Origin of the sequence: Chelativorans sp. Marseille-P2723, from assembly GCF_902809845.1 — a bacterium.
Classification (GTDB): domain Bacteria; phylum Pseudomonadota; class Alphaproteobacteria; order Rhizobiales; family Rhizobiaceae; genus Chelativorans.
Genome location: NZ_CADDWI010000012.1, coordinates 226984 through 241913, shown reverse-complemented (window position 1 = coordinate 241913; position 14930 = coordinate 226984). Strand labels below are relative to the sequence as shown.

The window sequence follows — 14930 nt, the reverse complement described above, 5'->3', positions numbered from 1 at the left end:
CTCTAGGGCGTCGTGTAAGTGGGCTCAGGGCTCCAGTTCGACGTCCCAGTATAGAAAGTCCATCCAGCTTTCATGCAGATAATTGGGCGGGAAAAGCCGCCCATTGTTATGAAGGTCGTGCACGGTGGGGCGGTACGGCTTCTGCTGTGGCCACATCTTCGCCTGCGCGGGCATCAAACCGCCCTTTTTAAGATTGCAGGGCGAGCAGGCTGCTACGACGTTTTCCCATGATGTCACGCCACCATGCCGGCGCGGCACGACATGGTCGAAGGTCAATTCCTCCCTTGACCCGCAATATTGGCAATGAAAGCGGTCCCGCAGAAAGACGTTGAAACGGGTGAAGGCAGGATAGCGCGATGGTTTCACATAGGTCTTCAGACTGATGACGCTTGGCACCCGCATGGTGAAGGAGGGCGAGGAGACAGTCTCTTCATACTCGGCGACAATATTCACCCGTTCGAGAAACACGGCCTTTATGGCGTCCTGCCACGACCAAAGCGACAGGGGATAGTAACTGAGCGGCCTATAATCTGCATTCAGCACCAGAGCGGGCAGGCCGTCCGGTGAAACAGCGATCGTCACGTCTTTGAAGCTCCTAGTCGACAGATCGATCAGTGCGAATACTGTAAGCAGGTGACGACAAAAATGTGAAGCAGCTATCCTTTTTCTACAGCCAGAGCGTAAAAGAGCTCAGCGATACTGCAGGATTTATGCCGCAGGCGCTGCTTCTGCGCCCCTGATCTGTCGATAATACGCCCAGAATAGCCGCGCGGCAACGGAACGCCAGGGAGCCCATGATTCGGCCATGAGGGCCAAACTCTTCATCGCCGGACGCGATGGGAGTCCGAAAGCATGGGCCACCGCCGCCTGCAGTGCGACATCGCCCGCAGGAAAAATGTCGGCATGGCCAGCGGATACCAGAAGATAGACCTGAGCCGTCCAGGGACCGATACCGGGCAGGGCGGTCAGTGCGGCAAGCGCATCATCGGCCGGTTTCAGGGACAGTTCATCAAGGTCGAGCGTCCCGTCAGCAAGGACGGTGGCAAGCGATATAAGGGTGGTCCGTTTCGCGCGCGAAAGGCCGGCGCGTATCATAACCGCCTCGCCTCCTGATAAAAGTCCCTCCGGCGTCAGCGGATCGACGAGCTGGCTGAGCCGGCCAAAGATGGCAACCGCGCTGGCCCGCGAGATCTGCTGGGAGGCGATGATCGAGGCAAGACTGGCGAAGCCGGGCGCGTTGCGCCGTAACGGGATCGGTCCAGCAATGTCGCGTACGGGTCTTAGCCGCCCATCCAGTGCAAGGAGGGCTTCGAGCCCGCGCAATATATCCTCTGGCGTTTCGATCCGGTCGGGCGCTTTCCATTGGGGATCCATCGGGGAAACCTACACAGCATCCGGCGGGAAACCAAGAACCCTATTAAGAAGGCGTCTCTGATGATCCAGCTTTCAACGTCCCTTGTGCTTCCGAATGGAGCACGCCTCGTTGCAGGTACTGGACAAAAAAGCAGATTCCGGGTTTCAGTATATCCGATGCTCGAACAGCGAGACATGATCCCCATCGTACGCCGAATTGGTAGTGCACAGATGAGGGCAGCAAGCGGGTACGCATGACGGTACCTGTCCTGCGCTTCGCACCAAGCTCAAACGGTCCCCTTCATTTGGGGCACGCCTATTCGGCATTACTCAATTTCTCAATGGCCCAAGCCGAGGAAGGGCGTTTCCTGCTACGCATCGAGGACATCGATATTGCTCGCTGCTCTCGTTATTTGGAGGAGGGCATTTACCGCGACCTTTCCTGGCTTGGCATCGAGTGGGAAGAGCCGGTGCGCCGCCAGTCGGAACATTTCGATGACTATGCCGAGGCGCTCCAGAATCTGATCGATGCCGAGATCGTCTATCCCTCCTTCATGACCAGGGGCGAGGTGCGCGCGTATATTTCTGATTGCGAGGCCAAAGGGGTGCCATGGCCACGTGACCCCGAGGATGCGCCTCTGTTCCCGCCGGTGGACCGGCAGCGCTCAACGGCGGAGCGCCGTCGTCGGATGGCGGAGGGGGAGCCATTTGCCTGGCGCATCGACATGGCAGCCGCCTGCTCCCATGCCGGCCGAAATCTGGCATGGGAGGAAAGCGGGAGCGGTTCGAAGGGCGAGACCGGGCTCGTCATCGCGCAGCCGGAACTTTGGGGCGACGTGGTAATCGCGCGCAGGGATCTGCCCGCAAGCTACCATCTGGCCGTGGTGGTGGACGATGCGCTGCAAGGCATTACCCATGTGGTCCGCGGGCGCGACCTGTTCCAGGTCACCGCCGTTCATCGCCTGTTGCAGGAGCTTCTGGGGCTGCCGGTGCCGCGATACCACCACCACGCGCTCATCCTTGATGCGAGTGGACGGAAATTGTCGAAAAGTCAGGGCGACACGAGCATTGCCGCCTTGCGGGCGGCAGGGGCCGAGCCGCGCGACATAGCCCGGATGGTGGGGCTGGGAATCCCCTGAATAGAGAAAGGTGTTTACCTTCCTTCACTCACCAGACCATCCAATTAAGTGCTCTTTCAAAGGACAACCAGAGCAGGATGAAGCCGCCGGCAATTTCCACGAGAACGCCCTCGAGGCCGAAGCGCGCACCGTAAAGATTGCCCTCGTAGATGGCTGCTAACGGTTGCCTGCGTAGATGGAAGAACCCGCATGTTACGCCTGCGCCGTTTCTCGCCGGCCCAGAAACCAGATCCCTTGAGGATGGTGTTCAGCGCGAAGGAGAAGCGACCAGAAAACGACACGGATGGAAATTCGCTAGCAAAACAGCGTTTTGACTCCTGGCGAAGTGTGTTCAGGTGCGGATGCCGCGCCTGGCTTTACGGTAGCGCATGATCGCCGCATTGATTTCGCCGCCCAGGATGAAGATGGCAGAGATGATGTAGAGAAACATCACGGCGATCATGATCGAGGCGAGCCCCGCATAAGTGTTGGCATAGCTGCTGAAACGGGAAAGATAGGCGGCAAAGACGCTGGAACCTGCGAACCAGCCGAGCAAGGTGAAGACGATCCCCGGCAGAATGTCCCTCAATGTCCGGCGCCCCGCCGGCAGCCAAATGTGAACGACGACAAGCGAAAGCACCAGAACCACGAAAGCGATCACATATCGCCACAGATTGATGGTGCCCATATATGGTTCGAGCCAATCAAGGCGTGAAACTGCGATTCCAGCCACGACCGGGGCTATCACCAGAAGCAGGCTGATGGCCAGGAAGCCGAACGTCGCGATCAGCACGAAAGCCAGGCTCTGAAGCCGCAGGAAGACGAAAGGCCGGTTCTCCTCCACCCGATAGGCCCGGTTGAGCGATGCGCGCACCGCTTCAACTCCGTTCGAGGCGAAGAAGGCGGCAACCAATACCCCAAAGGTGAGAACTCCACCCCGCCTCACGCTCAGCACGTTCACCACTTCGGCGGCGATGGGCTCGGCAATCTCCTTGGGCCAGGTGTCGAAGACGATGTGGACAGCCGTATCGGCGAAGGCGTCGGCACCGAGAAAACTTGCCAGAGCCGTGGCGAAAATGAGGAAGGGGAAGAGCGCCATGATGGCGCTAACAGCCACATGGCTCGCCATGGCCCAGCCATCATCGGCATTGAAGTGGCCGAACGCATCCGCGGCGATCCGCCTCAGCACCACCCATTTTCGCACTATGGTTCCTTTCCGCTTTCTGGGTGCAGAGAATGTGAACCCCTTGCGCCTATAGGCAAGTCGCGGGGGAAGTCGTGGCGCTGAAACATTGATTTGCCGTTATATGCCGACTTTTTCTCCACCACGTCACTTCACCGTTTCGATCATCTGAGCTATCTGGCGGCTTGCCGGTGGGGGAGGGAATGCCTAGAACAGCGCTGCTAACAGGAACCTCCCCGGTCTGGCAGTAATTCGCCTTCCTTACACATCAAACCTTTCAGCGAAAGCAGAGCCCATGTCGACCGTCTTCAATCTTTTCGCAGTCGCTGTCATGGTCGCTGTGGTCTTCGTTCTCATACGGGGGCTTATCAACATGTTGCGCGGCGGCTCGGGCAATACCTCGAACAAGCTGATGCAAGCCCGAGTGGTCTTGCAATTCGTCGCGATCGTGCTGATCGTTCTGGCAATGTGGTATAGCCAGTCAGGCAATTGAAGACGCCGGGGAGGGTGCGCCGATGGTCAAGATCAACAAGATTTACACGCGGACCGGCGACGATGGCACGACGGGCCTTACGGGCGGCGAGCGTCGCAAGAAGAGCGATCTTCGCGTTGCCGCCTATGGCACCATAGACGAGGCGAGCGCGTGCATCGGGATGGCCCGCGTGCATACCGCAGAAGCGCATCCCGAAATCGACGCCATGCTTAAACGGATCCAGAACGATCTGTTCGATCTCGGCGCCGATCTTGCCACTCTGGAAGAAAGCAGGAAAGGCGGTGCGGGTGCCCTGCGGATCATAGCTTCGCAGGTGGAGCGGCTGGAAAAGGAAATCGACATGCTCAACGCCGACCTGGCGCCGCTCACCTCCTTTGTCTTGCCCGGAGGGTCTCCTGCCGCTGCCGCCCTTCACCTTGCCCGTACGGTGACGCGAAGGGCGGAGCGGCTGATCGTGGGACTCGCCAGCAGGCCGGAGGAAACCGTCGGCGCCGAGGTGGTTCGCTATGTCAACCGGCTTTCCGATTTTCTCTTCGTTGCAGCCAGAGTCCTTAATGACAATGGCGCTAGGGATGTGCTCTGGGTGCCGGGCCAATACCGCTGAAGGGCGGGCTTTGGCTGAGAAAATTCAGTGTTCATACCAATCCACGACGCCAACCACCTGCGCCATATCAGGCTGCAATATGTGACGCTCGCCATCATTGCCCTGAACATCGGTGTCTGGCTTACGACCTCGATGGGCGGAATGCAGTTCACGCAGCTTGCCGCGATAAGCCTGGGCTACATCCCCTCTGTGGCCAACGAGCTTGCCATGCTCCCGCCGGAGCTCGAACTGGTGCCATGGCCGCTGACCTACTTCACCTACGCCTTCATTCACGGCGACATTCTGCACCTGGGCGGCAACATGCTGTTTCTTTGGGTATTTGGCGATAATGTCGAGGACGCCGTCGGCCACTTCCGTTTTCTTGTTTTCTACCTTGCCTGCGCGGCGGCGGGAGCTGCCTTTCATGGTATTACACTGCCAGATTCGCAGTCGCCCCTTATCGGAGCTTCCGGCGCGGTCGCTGGTCTTATCAGCGCCTATCTAATCCTGCACCCCCGCGTAAAGCTTTGGGTTCTGGCCTTCGCCCGCATCCCGCTACGCATGCCAGCATATATTGCGCTGGCGCTGTGGATAAGCACACAATTCGTTATGTTCCTCGCCTTTCCTGAGGATCAGGTTTCATGGGCGGCCCATATCGGCGGCATCGTTGCGGGGGCGGTCCTTGTCGTGTTTCTGCGAAGGCCCGGCGTGCCGCTCTTCGACCGGAACCTCGTCACGCCAAAGGCAGCAAGACTAGACTAGGCCGCGACATAACGCCCTGCTGCGTAAATCGTACCATGTGTACTGATCGTATTGACGCGCGGGTCAAGCCTAACTACGGTCCCGCCGGCTCGCAGCGCGGGCGGGCTCGCTGTCTGATTTTCTGCCGCATGACGAGAATGGCAGCCGGCGCGATTGCCCGCTTATCCGGGGAGCGGAAGTGAAGGGGTGTTACGCATGAAGGTCATTGTACCTGTGAAGCGTGTGATCGACGCGAATGTCAAGCCGCGCGTAAAGGCGGATGGTTCTGGCGTCGAACTTGCAAATGTTAAGATGGCGATGAACCCGTTCGACGAAATTGCAGTCGAAGAGGCGATTCGCCTTAAGGAGGCCGGCAAAGTCGAGGAGATCGTGGTTGTGTCGATCGGCCCGGCACAAGCGCAGGAGACGCTGCGCACAGCCCTCGCCATGGGTGCTGACCGTGCTATCCTCGTCAAATCGGACGAGCCGGTAGAGCCGCTCGATGTCGCGAAGATCCTGAAGGGCGTGGCCGAGGAAGAAAAGCCCGGCCTCGTCATTCTCGGAAAGCAAGCTATTGACGACGACTCGAACCAGACAGGTCAGATGCTGGCCGCTCTTCTCGGCTGGGCGCAGGGCACCTTCGCCTCCGAGGTGGTGATCGGCGATGGAACTGTGTCGGTGACACGCGAAGTGGACGGCGGTCTGCAGGTGGTCGAACTGAAGCTGCCGGCCATCGTGACGACGGACTTGAGGCTTAACGAACCCCGCTATGCCTCGTTGCCCAACATCATGAAGGCCAAGAAGAAGCCGCTCGACGAGAAGACCTCTGCCGATTACGGCGTCGAGGTGAAGACACGGCTTAAGGTCCTGAAAACCGAGGAGCCCGCCGGCCGCAAGGCAGGCATCAAGGTCGGTTCCGTGGCCGAGCTCGTCGACAAGCTCAAGAACGAAGCTGGCGTACTTTAGGCCGCAGCAGGAAAGGACGGGAAGAGATGGCAATTCTCCTCATCGCCGAACACGATAACAACGCGCTCTCCGACCAGACGGCCAAGGCTCTTTCAGCGGCACAGAAGATCGGCTCCGACATCGATATTCTCGTTGCGGGTCAGGAAGCGAAAGCCGCGGCCGACGCGGCAGCCAGGCTGGCGGGCGTGCGCAAGGTGCTCCTCGCCGAGAGCCCGGCACTTGCCGAACGTCTTGCGGAACCTTTCGCCGCCACCATCATCGCGTTGGCGGACAGTTACGACACAATCGTCGCGCCTGCGACGACGACGGGCAAGAACGTGCTGCCTCGCGTCGCGGCTCTGCTTGACGTGATGCAGGTTTCCGACATCATCGAGGTGGTGAACGCAACGACCTTCAAACGGCCGATCTATGCCGGCAACGCGATCCAGACAGTGGAATCCACCGATCCGAAGCGTGTGATTACCGTGCGCACCGCCTCTTTTCAGGCTGCTGGCGAGGGCGGTTCCGCTTCCGTGGAAACGGTCGCGGCAGCGGCGGATCCGGGTCTTTCCACTTTTGTGGAGAACAGGATTGCCGCGAGCGATCGTCCGGAGCTCACCTCCGCGCGGATCATTATTTCCGGTGGCAGAGCGCTCGGTTCGGCAGAGAAGTTTCAGGAGGTACTCCTGCCGCTGGCGGACAAGCTGGGAGCGGCAGTAGGCGCCAGCCGCGCGGCAGTGGATGCCGGTTACGCGCCGAACGACTGGCAGGTAGGCCAGACGGGCAAGGTTGTGGCGCCTGATCTATACATCGCCGCCGGCATATCCGGCGCTATCCAGCATCTGGCCGGCATGAAGGATTCGAAGGTCATCGTTGCCATCAACAAGGACGAGGAGGCACCGATTTTCCAGGTTGCCGACTACGGTCTTGTAGCCGACCTCTTCACGGTGCTGCCTGAGCTAGAAAAGGCGCTTTGACAAACGTTTCAGCGCATGCACAATCTTGCAGGGCGGGGTAGACGGGACTATCCCGCCCCTTTATTTTGCGGCGCACCATAACAGAGGGCGGAGAGGTTCGGCTCCGCGACGGGACAGGCATGACGGGCAACATCAAGACAGTGGGTGTCATTGGCGCGGGCCAAATGGGCAGCGGTATTGCTCATGTCGCGGCGCTTGCCGGCTATCAGGTCAAACTTTATGACGTGTCCGGCGAGCGTATCGAGGCTGGCATCGCGACCATCAGCGGCAACATGGCGCGGCAGGTCTCTTCGGGCAAGCTCAACGAGAGCACGCGCCAGGAGAGCCTCGGGCGCATCTTGCCGGCCAGCAGCATGGAAGACCTGGCGGAAGTCGATCTCGTCATCGAGGCGGCGACCGAGGACGAGTCGGTAAAGCGCAAGATTTTTGCGCAGCTATGCCCCATTCTCAATCCTGAAGCGCTGGTCGCTACCAATACATCCTCGATCTCCATCACGAGGCTGGCCGCCCAGACCGACAGGCCGGAACGTTTCATCGGCATTCACTTCATGAATCCGGTTCCGGTCATGAAGCTCGTCGAACTGGTGCGCGGCATTGCCACGGAAGATTCGACCTTCGAGAGTGCACGCGCATTCGTTGAAAGCCTCGACAAGACGATCACCGTGGCCGAGGACTTTCCGGCCTTCATCGTCAACCGCATTCTTCTGCCGATGATCAACGAGGCAATTTACACCCTTTATGAAGGCGTTGGCTCTGTTGAGGCAATTGATACGGCAATGAAGCTCGGCGCCAACCATCCGATGGGGCCGCTACAGCTTGCCGACTTCATCGGCCTCGACACCTGCCTTTCGATCATGCAGGTCCTCTATGAGGGGCTTGCAGACTCGAAGTACCGGCCCTGTCCGCTGCTCGTGAAATATGTCGAGGCGGGGTGGCTGGGACGCAAGACGGGCCGTGGCTTCTACGATTATCGCGAGAATCCGCCAGTCCCGACGCGGTAGAGGGCGGCAGGGTGCCTGTCCGAGATCTAGGGCAGGGACCGTCGTTTCAAATTGGTACGGCTATTTCGCCGGCTGGGCTTGCCGCATTCCGCGGCTCCTGATGGGTGGCTCCTTGCGCCCATGCTGATCGGCAGTCGGTGAGAGTTCCTCCATGGGGAAGGCATCGACCGCAATCGCCGTTTCCACGGCTTCGGTCGCGCGCGTAAGAAGGTCATGCTCCTCCGTGGAGATGATTCCTTTCCGCGCCGCTTCTTCCAGGTAGCGGATGCGTGCCTCTCGCATCTTCTTCTCGGCGGGGGCAGCCTCGGTCACAAGCCGGAAAGCGGCTTCGAGATCCCGCACCGGATGCTCGTCATGGCCCTCGCCCAGATAGAGGCCAGGTGTCAGCCGGTCACGCTGGGCCGACGGTTTCATCAGGACTTCTGCAAGCGGGCTGATAAGCCGATCCGAAGGAGCGGGATCGGGCACACCGAACGGGAACGCCACGAGCCGCGCCAGCCACGCGGCCCAGCGCGCCGGCAGATTGTCAAACACGCCGCGGAAGGCCGTTGCCATCCGGCTCTCTCCCTGCTGCATGAGATAATCGACTATTGGCCGGTCCTCCGCCTGCCGTCCTTCGTCCTCGAAGCGCTTGAGCACGGCCCCAAGCAGGTAGAGCTCAGCCAGAATGTCGCCGAGGCGAGCAGAGATCATCTCCTTGCGCTTAAGCGATCCGCCGAGCGTCAAAAGCGCCAGGTCGGCGGTCATGGCAAAGGCAGCGGAGTGGCGGGAGAGCTTTCTCCAGTAGCGCGGCATTGCGGTACCGCGCGGCGATGGGCCTACAAGGCCGCCCGACCAGCCTCGCAAGAAAGTGCGGCAGGCGTTTTTCAGCGCATGGCCTATGTGTTTCCAGAACGTCTCGTCAAAAGCCGCAAGCCCGCGCTCCCTGTCTTCGTCGGCAAGGGCGAGCAATTCCTCCAGCATAAAAGGATGCGAGCGTATGGCGCCCTGCCCGAAAATCATCAGATTGCGGGTGAGGATATTCGCACCTTCCACCGTGATGCCAATGGGCACGGCGCGGTACCCCGCTGCCAGATAGTTGCGCGGCCCCTCGATGATGCCCTTGCCACCATGGATGTCCATTGCATGGTTCAGCGAGCGGCGCATGCGCTCCGTCGCGTGATACTTCATGATGGCACCAAGAACGGATGGGCGATGACCCTGATCGAGTGCGGCAAGCGTCAGCCGTCTTGCCGCGTCCACCAGATAGGCGTTGGCGGCTATCTCGGCCAGCGGCTCCTGAACGCCCTCAAATAACCCGATGGGAGCATTGAACTGCGTGCGTATCCGCGCATAGGCGCCGCTCACCCGCGCTGCCATCGCGGCCGAAGATGCCGATTGAGAGGGTAGGGAAATGCTGCGTCCGGCGGCCAGTGCGGTCATCAGCATCTTCCATCCCTGTCCGATCTGCGCCTCGCCGCCAATTATGTGATCAAGCGGCACGAAGACGTCCTTGCCGTAGAGCGGGCCATTCTGGAAGTAGGTAAAGAGCGGGATATGCCGCTCCCCAAGGCTGACGCCAGGGGTACTGGTCGGCAGCAGGGCCACGGTAATCCCAAGGTCGCTTCCGCGGCCAAGATGATTTTCCGGGTCCAGCATCTTGAATGCGAGCCCCATCACGGTGGCGACCGGCCCAAGCGTGATGTAGCGCTTGTGGAAGTTGAGCCTTATGCCGAGTGTTTTCTTTCCGTTCCAGGTTCCGTACTCCACAACGCCCGTGTCGGTCATCGCCGCCGCATCGGAGCCGGCATGGGGCGAGGTGAGGCCGAAGCAGGGGATGTCCCGGCCATCCGCCAGCCGGGGCAGCCAGTAGTCCCTCTGCTCGTCTGTGCCGAAATGCATGAGCAGTTCGCCAGGCCCCAGCGAATTTGGCACCATGATTGTCACCCCCGCCACCACGCTTGCGGATGAGACGGTGCGCACCACTTCCGAATGGGCGTAGTTGGAAAAGCCGAGACCGCCATATTTCTTCGGAATGATCATGCCGAAGAACCTTTCCTTCCGCATGAAATCCCACACGGATTTAGCCAGGTCCCGGTCGCGGAAATTGAGCGTCCAGTCATCCACCATAGCGCAGAGTTCGCGCACAGGGCCGCCCATGAACGCTTGTTCTTCCGGCGAAAGTCTTGCCGGTGGCAAGGAGAGAAGTTCGTTCCAGTCCGGATTGCCCGTAAACAGCGCGCCATCCCACCAGACCGTGCCTGCATCGATGGCCTCGCGCTCCGTTTCCGAAATGGGCGGCATGATGCCTGACGCCCACTTGAAGACCGGCGCGGTGACGTATTCGCGTCGAAAGGCGCGGAAATCCATGACTTTGGCTCCTCGGTTTCTACTATACCAGCAAAGTCACCGCCGGCGAGCCGGTTCCGCCCGCGTGCGAATGACCTTGCTGATCAGTTCTTCCGCCGGCACTCCATTATCGGAGCGGCATCCTCGCCATGGGTCACGTCATAAAGAAAGGCGTCCCCGCCTTTCGTCCACCATATGAAGCGGCCGCTTGCGTAGCGCGCGCCGGAGGCAGCGATCACGTTAGCGGCCACCATGGGTTCGTCTTCATAGACAAGGACGGCAAGAGAGACCGGCCCCGCATTGATATAGGCGACATCAAGCGGCTTGCCGCCGCAGTCATAACCGATGTGGATTTCCTCCACCTCGATGTCGCCCTCCTGCGGCCATTCGATGGTGATCTGCGCGTCAGCAGTAGCCATGAAGGCGCCGAGAGCGAAACCTGAAACCATGGAATGGGCAAACACGCGCATATTAAGTCTCCGAAGTGGGCCTCTCCCCTTCGTGAGAGTATAGCTGTAGCGCGCCAGGAGCCAATTGTCCGGAGCCGGCTGAAGCGTCAGCTCCCGTCAGGCAGGGAAGCCTGCACAAGATTTTGCGCATCCTCGCTCGACCACTCTGCCGGTCCGTTCATGTGTGCAAGGAGGCAGCCATCCTCGTCCAGAAGAAGGGTGACGGGCAACCCGAGCGCGAGCCCGCGCGTCTTCAGTTCGTTAAAGATGGCGGTTGAACTGTCGCGATAAAAGGCAAGGGACTGGACGCCGATCTCGTTGAGAAATGCTTTGGGCTTTTCATCGTCACCCCGGTCGATATTGATGGCGGCAACCTCAAAAAGGTCCGAGCCCAGCTCCTCCTGCAGGGTATCGAGCGCGGGCATTTCTTCGCGACAAGGCGCACACCATGTCGCCCAGAGGTTGACGAGCAGCGTCTTACCCCCAAGGTCTTCCAGGGTGAGGGAGGCGCCGTCAGGGCCGCTGAAGCCAAGATCAGACAGAAGGCGCGGAGGGTCGGCAGGCAGCATTGCCGCGACCTCTCCTTTGATAAAAGGCTCGATCGCGGCGACCTTTTCCGCCTTCGCAGTGCATGCTGCACTGTCGCCCGAATCCGCCAGGATGTTGCCATCTGGCCCGCCCATCACGTATAGGGCGATCACCCCGGCGATAATGCCTGCGACTGCGGAAAGCGCGACCAGACGAAACGCGGGAAAGCTACTCTTCACCTTCGGCATACTTCTTACCAATCCAGCGCCCGGATATCACGATGAGCCAAGAAAAAGCCAGCAACCGCATGTGGGGCGGACGTTTTGCCTCAGGTCCCGACGCCATCATGGAGGCGATCAACGCATCCATCGGCTTCGACAGGAAGCTTTACGCCCAGGACATCCGCGGCAGTCTTGCCCACGCGGCCATGTTGGCAAAAACTGGCATAATTTCGGCCGAGGACGAACAAAAGATTGCTGACGGACTGAACACGATCCTGTCAGAGATCGAAGCCGGAACCTTCGAGTTCTCCACCCGGCTTGAGGACATACACATGAACATCGAGGCGCGGCTCGCCGAGTTGATCGGGCCGGCCGCGGGCCGGCTGCACACCGCCCGCTCACGCAACGATCAGGTTGCGCTCGACTTCCGCCTGTGGGTCAAGGAGGAGCTTCAGCGGGTGGATGCCGCGCTTGGCCGTCTCATTAATGCGTTTCTCACCCGCGCTGAGGAACACGCGTCGTCCGTCATGCCCGGCTTCACCCATCTGCAAACTGCCCAGCCCGTCACATTCGGTCACCACCTGATGGCCTATGTGGAGATGTTTGGCAGGGATCGCACAAGGGTGCGCGCTGCCATCGAGAGGTTGGACGAATGCCCTTTGGGCGCAGCCGCGCTTGCTGGTACCGGCTTTCCGATCGACCGGCATATGACGGCCAAGACACTCGGCTTCCGTGAGCCGACGCGCAATTCCATCGATACTGTCTCCGACAGGGATTTTGCGCTCGAATTTCTTTCTGTCGCGGCGATCTGCGGCACGCATCTGTCGCGCCTGGCCGAAGAGATTGTCATCTGGTCCACGCCGCAATTCGGCTTCATTCGTCTGTCCGATGCGTTCTCAACAGGTTCCTCCATCATGCCCCAGAAAAAGAACCCGGATGCTGCGGAACTCATCCGCGCCAAGACGGGCCGGATCAATGGACATCTGATCGGCCTGCTTACCGTAATGAAGGGCTTGCCGCTCGCCTATTCCAAGGACATGCAGGAAGACAAGGAAGCGGTTTTCGATGTAGCCGAAACACTCGACCTGATGCTTGCTGCCATGACCGGCATGGTAGGCGACATGGAAGTGAACGCCGGTGCGATGAAGAAGGCGGCCGGCGTGGGCTTTTCCACCGCGACCGATCTTGCCGATTGGCTGGTGCGCGAGGCAGGCTTGCCGTTCCGTGAGGCGCATCACGTGACTGGCAAGGTGGTGGCTCTCGCCGAGGAGAGGCGCTGCGGGCTGGAGAAGCTGCCGCTGGAGGCATTGCAGGCCATTCACCCGGCCATTACCGATGAGGTCTATTCTGTCCTTTCCGTCGCGAACTCGGTCAGGAGCCGTGATTCTTACGGGGGAACCGCGCCTGCTCAGGTACGCCGGCAGATCCGCGCCTGGCGCAAGCGGCTGAAACGGGATGCAGCGGCTGGCAAAAACGTCTAGAACGCTGACGGAACTTTTCGAAGCGAGAGATGAACGTGCAAAAGACCGTGCCTCTTATTCTCCTTTGCCTTACCGTGGGGCTTGCCGCTTGCGGGCGCAAGGGACCGCTTGATACTCCCTATCAGGCAGCCGTAGAGGCGCGGGAAGAAGCGGAACGAAACGACGAGCCGCTGCCGCCCGAGCCGCAGCCTCCGGTGCGGGACAGGCCGTTCATCCTCGACCGGCTGATTTAGGAAAGCCTCTTAACCGTGAACCACTTTGAGTATCGTGACGGCATTCTGCATGCCGAGGACGTTCCGATCCCGCAGATCGCGGCCGTCGTTGGAACCCCGTTCTACTGCTATTCCACCACCACACTGACCAGGCACTACCATGTCTTCGCAGAGGCGTTCGAAGAGCTCGATGCCCTGGTCTGCTACGCGATGAAGGCAAACTCGAACCAGGCGGTTCTGAAGACGCTTGGCAATCTTGGCGCGGGTGCCGATGTTGTCTCCGAGGGAGAATTGCGCCGTGGCCTTGCTGCAGGCATACCGGCGGAGAAGATCCTCTTTTCCGGTGTGGGAAAAACGGCGCGGGAAATGGATTTCGCTCTTTCAGCCGGAATCCTGTGCTTCAACGTTGAATCCCTGCCGGAACTTGAACTCCTTTCGGCGCGCGCCCAGGCGACCGGCATAACTGCGCCGGTCTCTCTGCGCATCAACCCGGACGTCGATGCGCGAACGCACAAGAAGATCTCCACAGGCAAGGCCGAAAACAAGTTCGGCATTCCGTGGAAGGATGCGCGGATGGCTTATGCACGCGCGGCGTCGCTTCCCGGCCTCAAGGTTACCGGGATCGACATGCATATTGGTAGCCAGATCACGGAGCTTCAGCCTTTCGATCAGGCGTTCTCACTGCTTTCTGAATTGACAGACATCCTGCGCAAGGACGGGCACACGATCAGCCATGTCGATCTGGGAGGCGGTTTGGGAGTGCCTTATCGCGAGGACGAGGAGCCGCCGCTGCCGAAGGATTACGCTGCCATCGTGCGCCGGCATATTTCGCGGCTTGGCCTCAAGGTCATCTTTGAGCCCGGGCGGCTGATCGCCGCGAACGCGGGGATTCTGGTCTCGCAGGTCCTGTTCGTGAAAGAAGGCGAGGCAAAGAACTTTCTGATCGTCGATGCGGCGATGAACGACCTGATCCGGCCTACGCTCTACGATGCCTACCATGCAATCTGGGCGGTTCGCGAACCGCGCCCCGACGTCCCCCGGATGAAGGTGGACGTGGTCGGTCCAGTCTGCGAGACGGGAGACTTCCTGGCTCTGGATCGCAACTTGCCGCAAATGGCATCCGGCGACCTTATCGCGGTGGCAACAGCAGGAGCCTATGGCGCAGTGCAGGCGGGCACCTACAACTCGCGGCTGCTGGTGCCGGAAGTGCTGGTCAGGGATGATCGCTTCCATATAGTGCGTCCGCGTCCGACCTTTGAGGATCTGATCGGGCTCGATTCCATCCCAGACTGGCTCTGACAAGACAACGACTTAAAG

General features: G+C 60.1%; 16 protein-coding genes. 10 read left to right on the top strand and 6 right to left on the bottom strand.

All coding sequences use genetic code 11. The annotated features are described in order from the left end of the window. Positions 1–24 precede the first annotated feature (24 nt). Positions 25–582, bottom strand: a complete 558-nt coding sequence (locus HUS57_RS11165; protein ID WP_173933688.1) for an HNH endonuclease — start codon at positions 580–582, stop codon at positions 25–27. Between the two features lie 126 nt (positions 583–708). After that, a complete protein-coding gene (locus HUS57_RS11160; protein WP_173933686.1) occupies positions 709–1374 on the bottom strand; it encodes a DNA-3-methyladenine glycosylase 2 family protein in 666 nt (221 codons plus the stop codon). A gap of 233 nt (positions 1375–1607) precedes the next feature. Between HUS57_RS11160 and gluQRS the strand changes: the two genes are divergently transcribed. Then, a complete protein-coding gene (gene gluQRS, locus HUS57_RS11155; protein ID WP_173933684.1) occupies positions 1608–2492 on the top strand; it encodes a tRNA glutamyl-Q(34) synthetase GluQRS in 885 nt (294 codons plus the stop codon). A gap of 331 nt (positions 2493–2823) precedes the next feature. Here the strand turns inward: gluQRS and HUS57_RS11150 are convergent, their stop codons facing one another. Further along, the gene (locus HUS57_RS11150; RefSeq protein WP_173933795.1) at positions 2824–3678 is read right to left on the bottom strand and encodes a YihY/virulence factor BrkB family protein; all 855 of its coding nucleotides are present in this window, start codon (positions 3676–3678) and stop codon (positions 2824–2826) included. Between the two features lie 271 nt (positions 3679–3949). Between HUS57_RS11150 and HUS57_RS11145 the strand changes: the two genes are divergently transcribed. From HUS57_RS11145 to HUS57_RS11120, 6 genes are all read left to right on the top strand, one after another. Continuing rightward, on the top strand, positions 3950–4147 hold the full coding sequence (locus HUS57_RS11145) for a twin transmembrane helix small protein (protein WP_173933682.1): 198 nt from the start codon (positions 3950–3952) through the stop codon (positions 4145–4147). 22 nt (positions 4148–4169) lie between these two features. Continuing rightward, entirely contained in the window at positions 4170–4751 is a 582-nt protein-coding gene (locus HUS57_RS11140; RefSeq protein WP_173933680.1) for a cob(I)yrinic acid a,c-diamide adenosyltransferase, read from the top strand. A gap of 27 nt (positions 4752–4778) precedes the next feature. Beyond that, positions 4779–5492, top strand: coding sequence for a rhomboid family intramembrane serine protease (locus tag HUS57_RS11135; RefSeq protein WP_173933678.1), 714 nt, complete (start codon positions 4779–4781; stop codon positions 5490–5492). Positions 5493–5687: 195 nt separating this feature from the next. Then, entirely contained in the window at positions 5688–6437 is a 750-nt protein-coding gene (locus HUS57_RS11130) for an electron transfer flavoprotein subunit beta/FixA family protein (RefSeq protein ID WP_173933676.1), read from the top strand. Positions 6438–6463: 26 nt separating this feature from the next. Further along, positions 6464–7393: an electron transfer flavoprotein subunit alpha/FixB family protein gene (locus tag HUS57_RS11125; protein WP_173933674.1), complete on the top strand. Its 930-nt coding sequence runs from the start codon at positions 6464–6466 to the stop codon at positions 7391–7393. A 119-nt stretch (positions 7394–7512) separates the two neighbouring features. Next, entirely contained in the window at positions 7513–8394 is an 882-nt protein-coding gene (locus HUS57_RS11120; protein WP_173933672.1) for a 3-hydroxybutyryl-CoA dehydrogenase, read from the top strand. 60 nt (positions 8395–8454) lie between these two features. Here the strand turns inward: HUS57_RS11120 and HUS57_RS11115 are convergent, their stop codons facing one another. The 3 genes from HUS57_RS11115 to HUS57_RS11105 all read right to left on the bottom strand — a co-directional run bounded on the left by HUS57_RS11115 (position 8455) and on the right by HUS57_RS11105 (position 11947). Then, the gene (locus HUS57_RS11115) at positions 8455–10743 is read right to left on the bottom strand and encodes an acyl-CoA dehydrogenase (protein ID WP_173933670.1); all 2289 of its coding nucleotides are present in this window, start codon (positions 10741–10743) and stop codon (positions 8455–8457) included. Positions 10744–10826: 83 nt separating this feature from the next. Further along, entirely contained in the window at positions 10827–11192 is a 366-nt protein-coding gene (locus tag HUS57_RS11110; RefSeq protein ID WP_173933668.1) for an MliC family protein, read from the bottom strand. Between the two features lie 86 nt (positions 11193–11278). Continuing rightward, positions 11279–11947, bottom strand: a complete 669-nt coding sequence (locus HUS57_RS11105) for a TlpA disulfide reductase family protein (RefSeq protein ID WP_173933667.1) — start codon at positions 11945–11947, stop codon at positions 11279–11281. Positions 11948–11979: 32 nt separating this feature from the next. Between HUS57_RS11105 and argH the strand changes: the two genes are divergently transcribed. Genes argH through lysA form a run of 3 tightly spaced genes read left to right on the top strand, consistent with a single transcriptional unit; the run spans position 11980 to position 14912 of the window. Continuing rightward, on the top strand, positions 11980–13401 hold the full coding sequence (gene argH, locus HUS57_RS11100; RefSeq protein WP_173933665.1) for an argininosuccinate lyase: 1422 nt from the start codon (positions 11980–11982) through the stop codon (positions 13399–13401). A gap of 29 nt (positions 13402–13430) precedes the next feature. Beyond that, positions 13431–13634, top strand: coding sequence for a lipoprotein (locus HUS57_RS11095; RefSeq protein WP_173933662.1), 204 nt, complete (start codon positions 13431–13433; stop codon positions 13632–13634). Between the two features lie 15 nt (positions 13635–13649). Continuing rightward, positions 13650–14912 carry a diaminopimelate decarboxylase gene (lysA, locus tag HUS57_RS11090; RefSeq protein ID WP_173933660.1) on the top strand — a complete coding sequence of 421 codons (1263 nt, stop codon included), beginning with the start codon at positions 13650–13652 and terminating at the stop codon, positions 14910–14912. Positions 14913–14930 lie beyond the last annotated feature (18 nt).

Bases quoted from the DNA above. Each gene is read 5' to 3' on its own strand.
- HUS57_RS11160 (WP_173933686.1), bottom strand. From the start codon at position 1,374: ATGGATCCCCAATGGAAAGCGCCCGACCGGATCGAAACGCCAGAGGAT.
- gluQRS (WP_173933684.1), top strand. From the start codon at position 1,608: ATGACGGTACCTGTCCTGCGCTTCGCACCAAGCTCAAACGGTCCCCTT.
- HUS57_RS11145 (WP_173933682.1), top strand. From the start codon at position 3,950: ATGTCGACCGTCTTCAATCTTTTCGCAGTCGCTGTCATGGTCGCTGTG.
- HUS57_RS11140 (WP_173933680.1), top strand. From the start codon at position 4,170: ATGGTCAAGATCAACAAGATTTACACGCGGACCGGCGACGATGGCACG.
- HUS57_RS11130 (WP_173933676.1), top strand. From the start codon at position 5,688: ATGAAGGTCATTGTACCTGTGAAGCGTGTGATCGACGCGAATGTCAAG.
- HUS57_RS11125 (WP_173933674.1), top strand. From the start codon at position 6,464: ATGGCAATTCTCCTCATCGCCGAACACGATAACAACGCGCTCTCCGAC.
- HUS57_RS11120 (WP_173933672.1), top strand. From the start codon at position 7,513: ATGACGGGCAACATCAAGACAGTGGGTGTCATTGGCGCGGGCCAAATG.
- HUS57_RS11115 (WP_173933670.1), bottom strand. From the start codon at position 10,743: ATGGATTTCCGCGCCTTTCGACGCGAATACGTCACCGCGCCGGTCTTC.
- HUS57_RS11110 (WP_173933668.1), bottom strand. From the start codon at position 11,192: ATGCGCGTGTTTGCCCATTCCATGGTTTCAGGTTTCGCTCTCGGCGCC.
- HUS57_RS11105 (WP_173933667.1), bottom strand. From the start codon at position 11,947: ATGCCGAAGGTGAAGAGTAGCTTTCCCGCGTTTCGTCTGGTCGCGCTT.
- argH (WP_173933665.1), top strand. From the start codon at position 11,980: ATGAGCCAAGAAAAAGCCAGCAACCGCATGTGGGGCGGACGTTTTGCC.
- HUS57_RS11095 (WP_173933662.1), top strand. From the start codon at position 13,431: ATGAACGTGCAAAAGACCGTGCCTCTTATTCTCCTTTGCCTTACCGTG.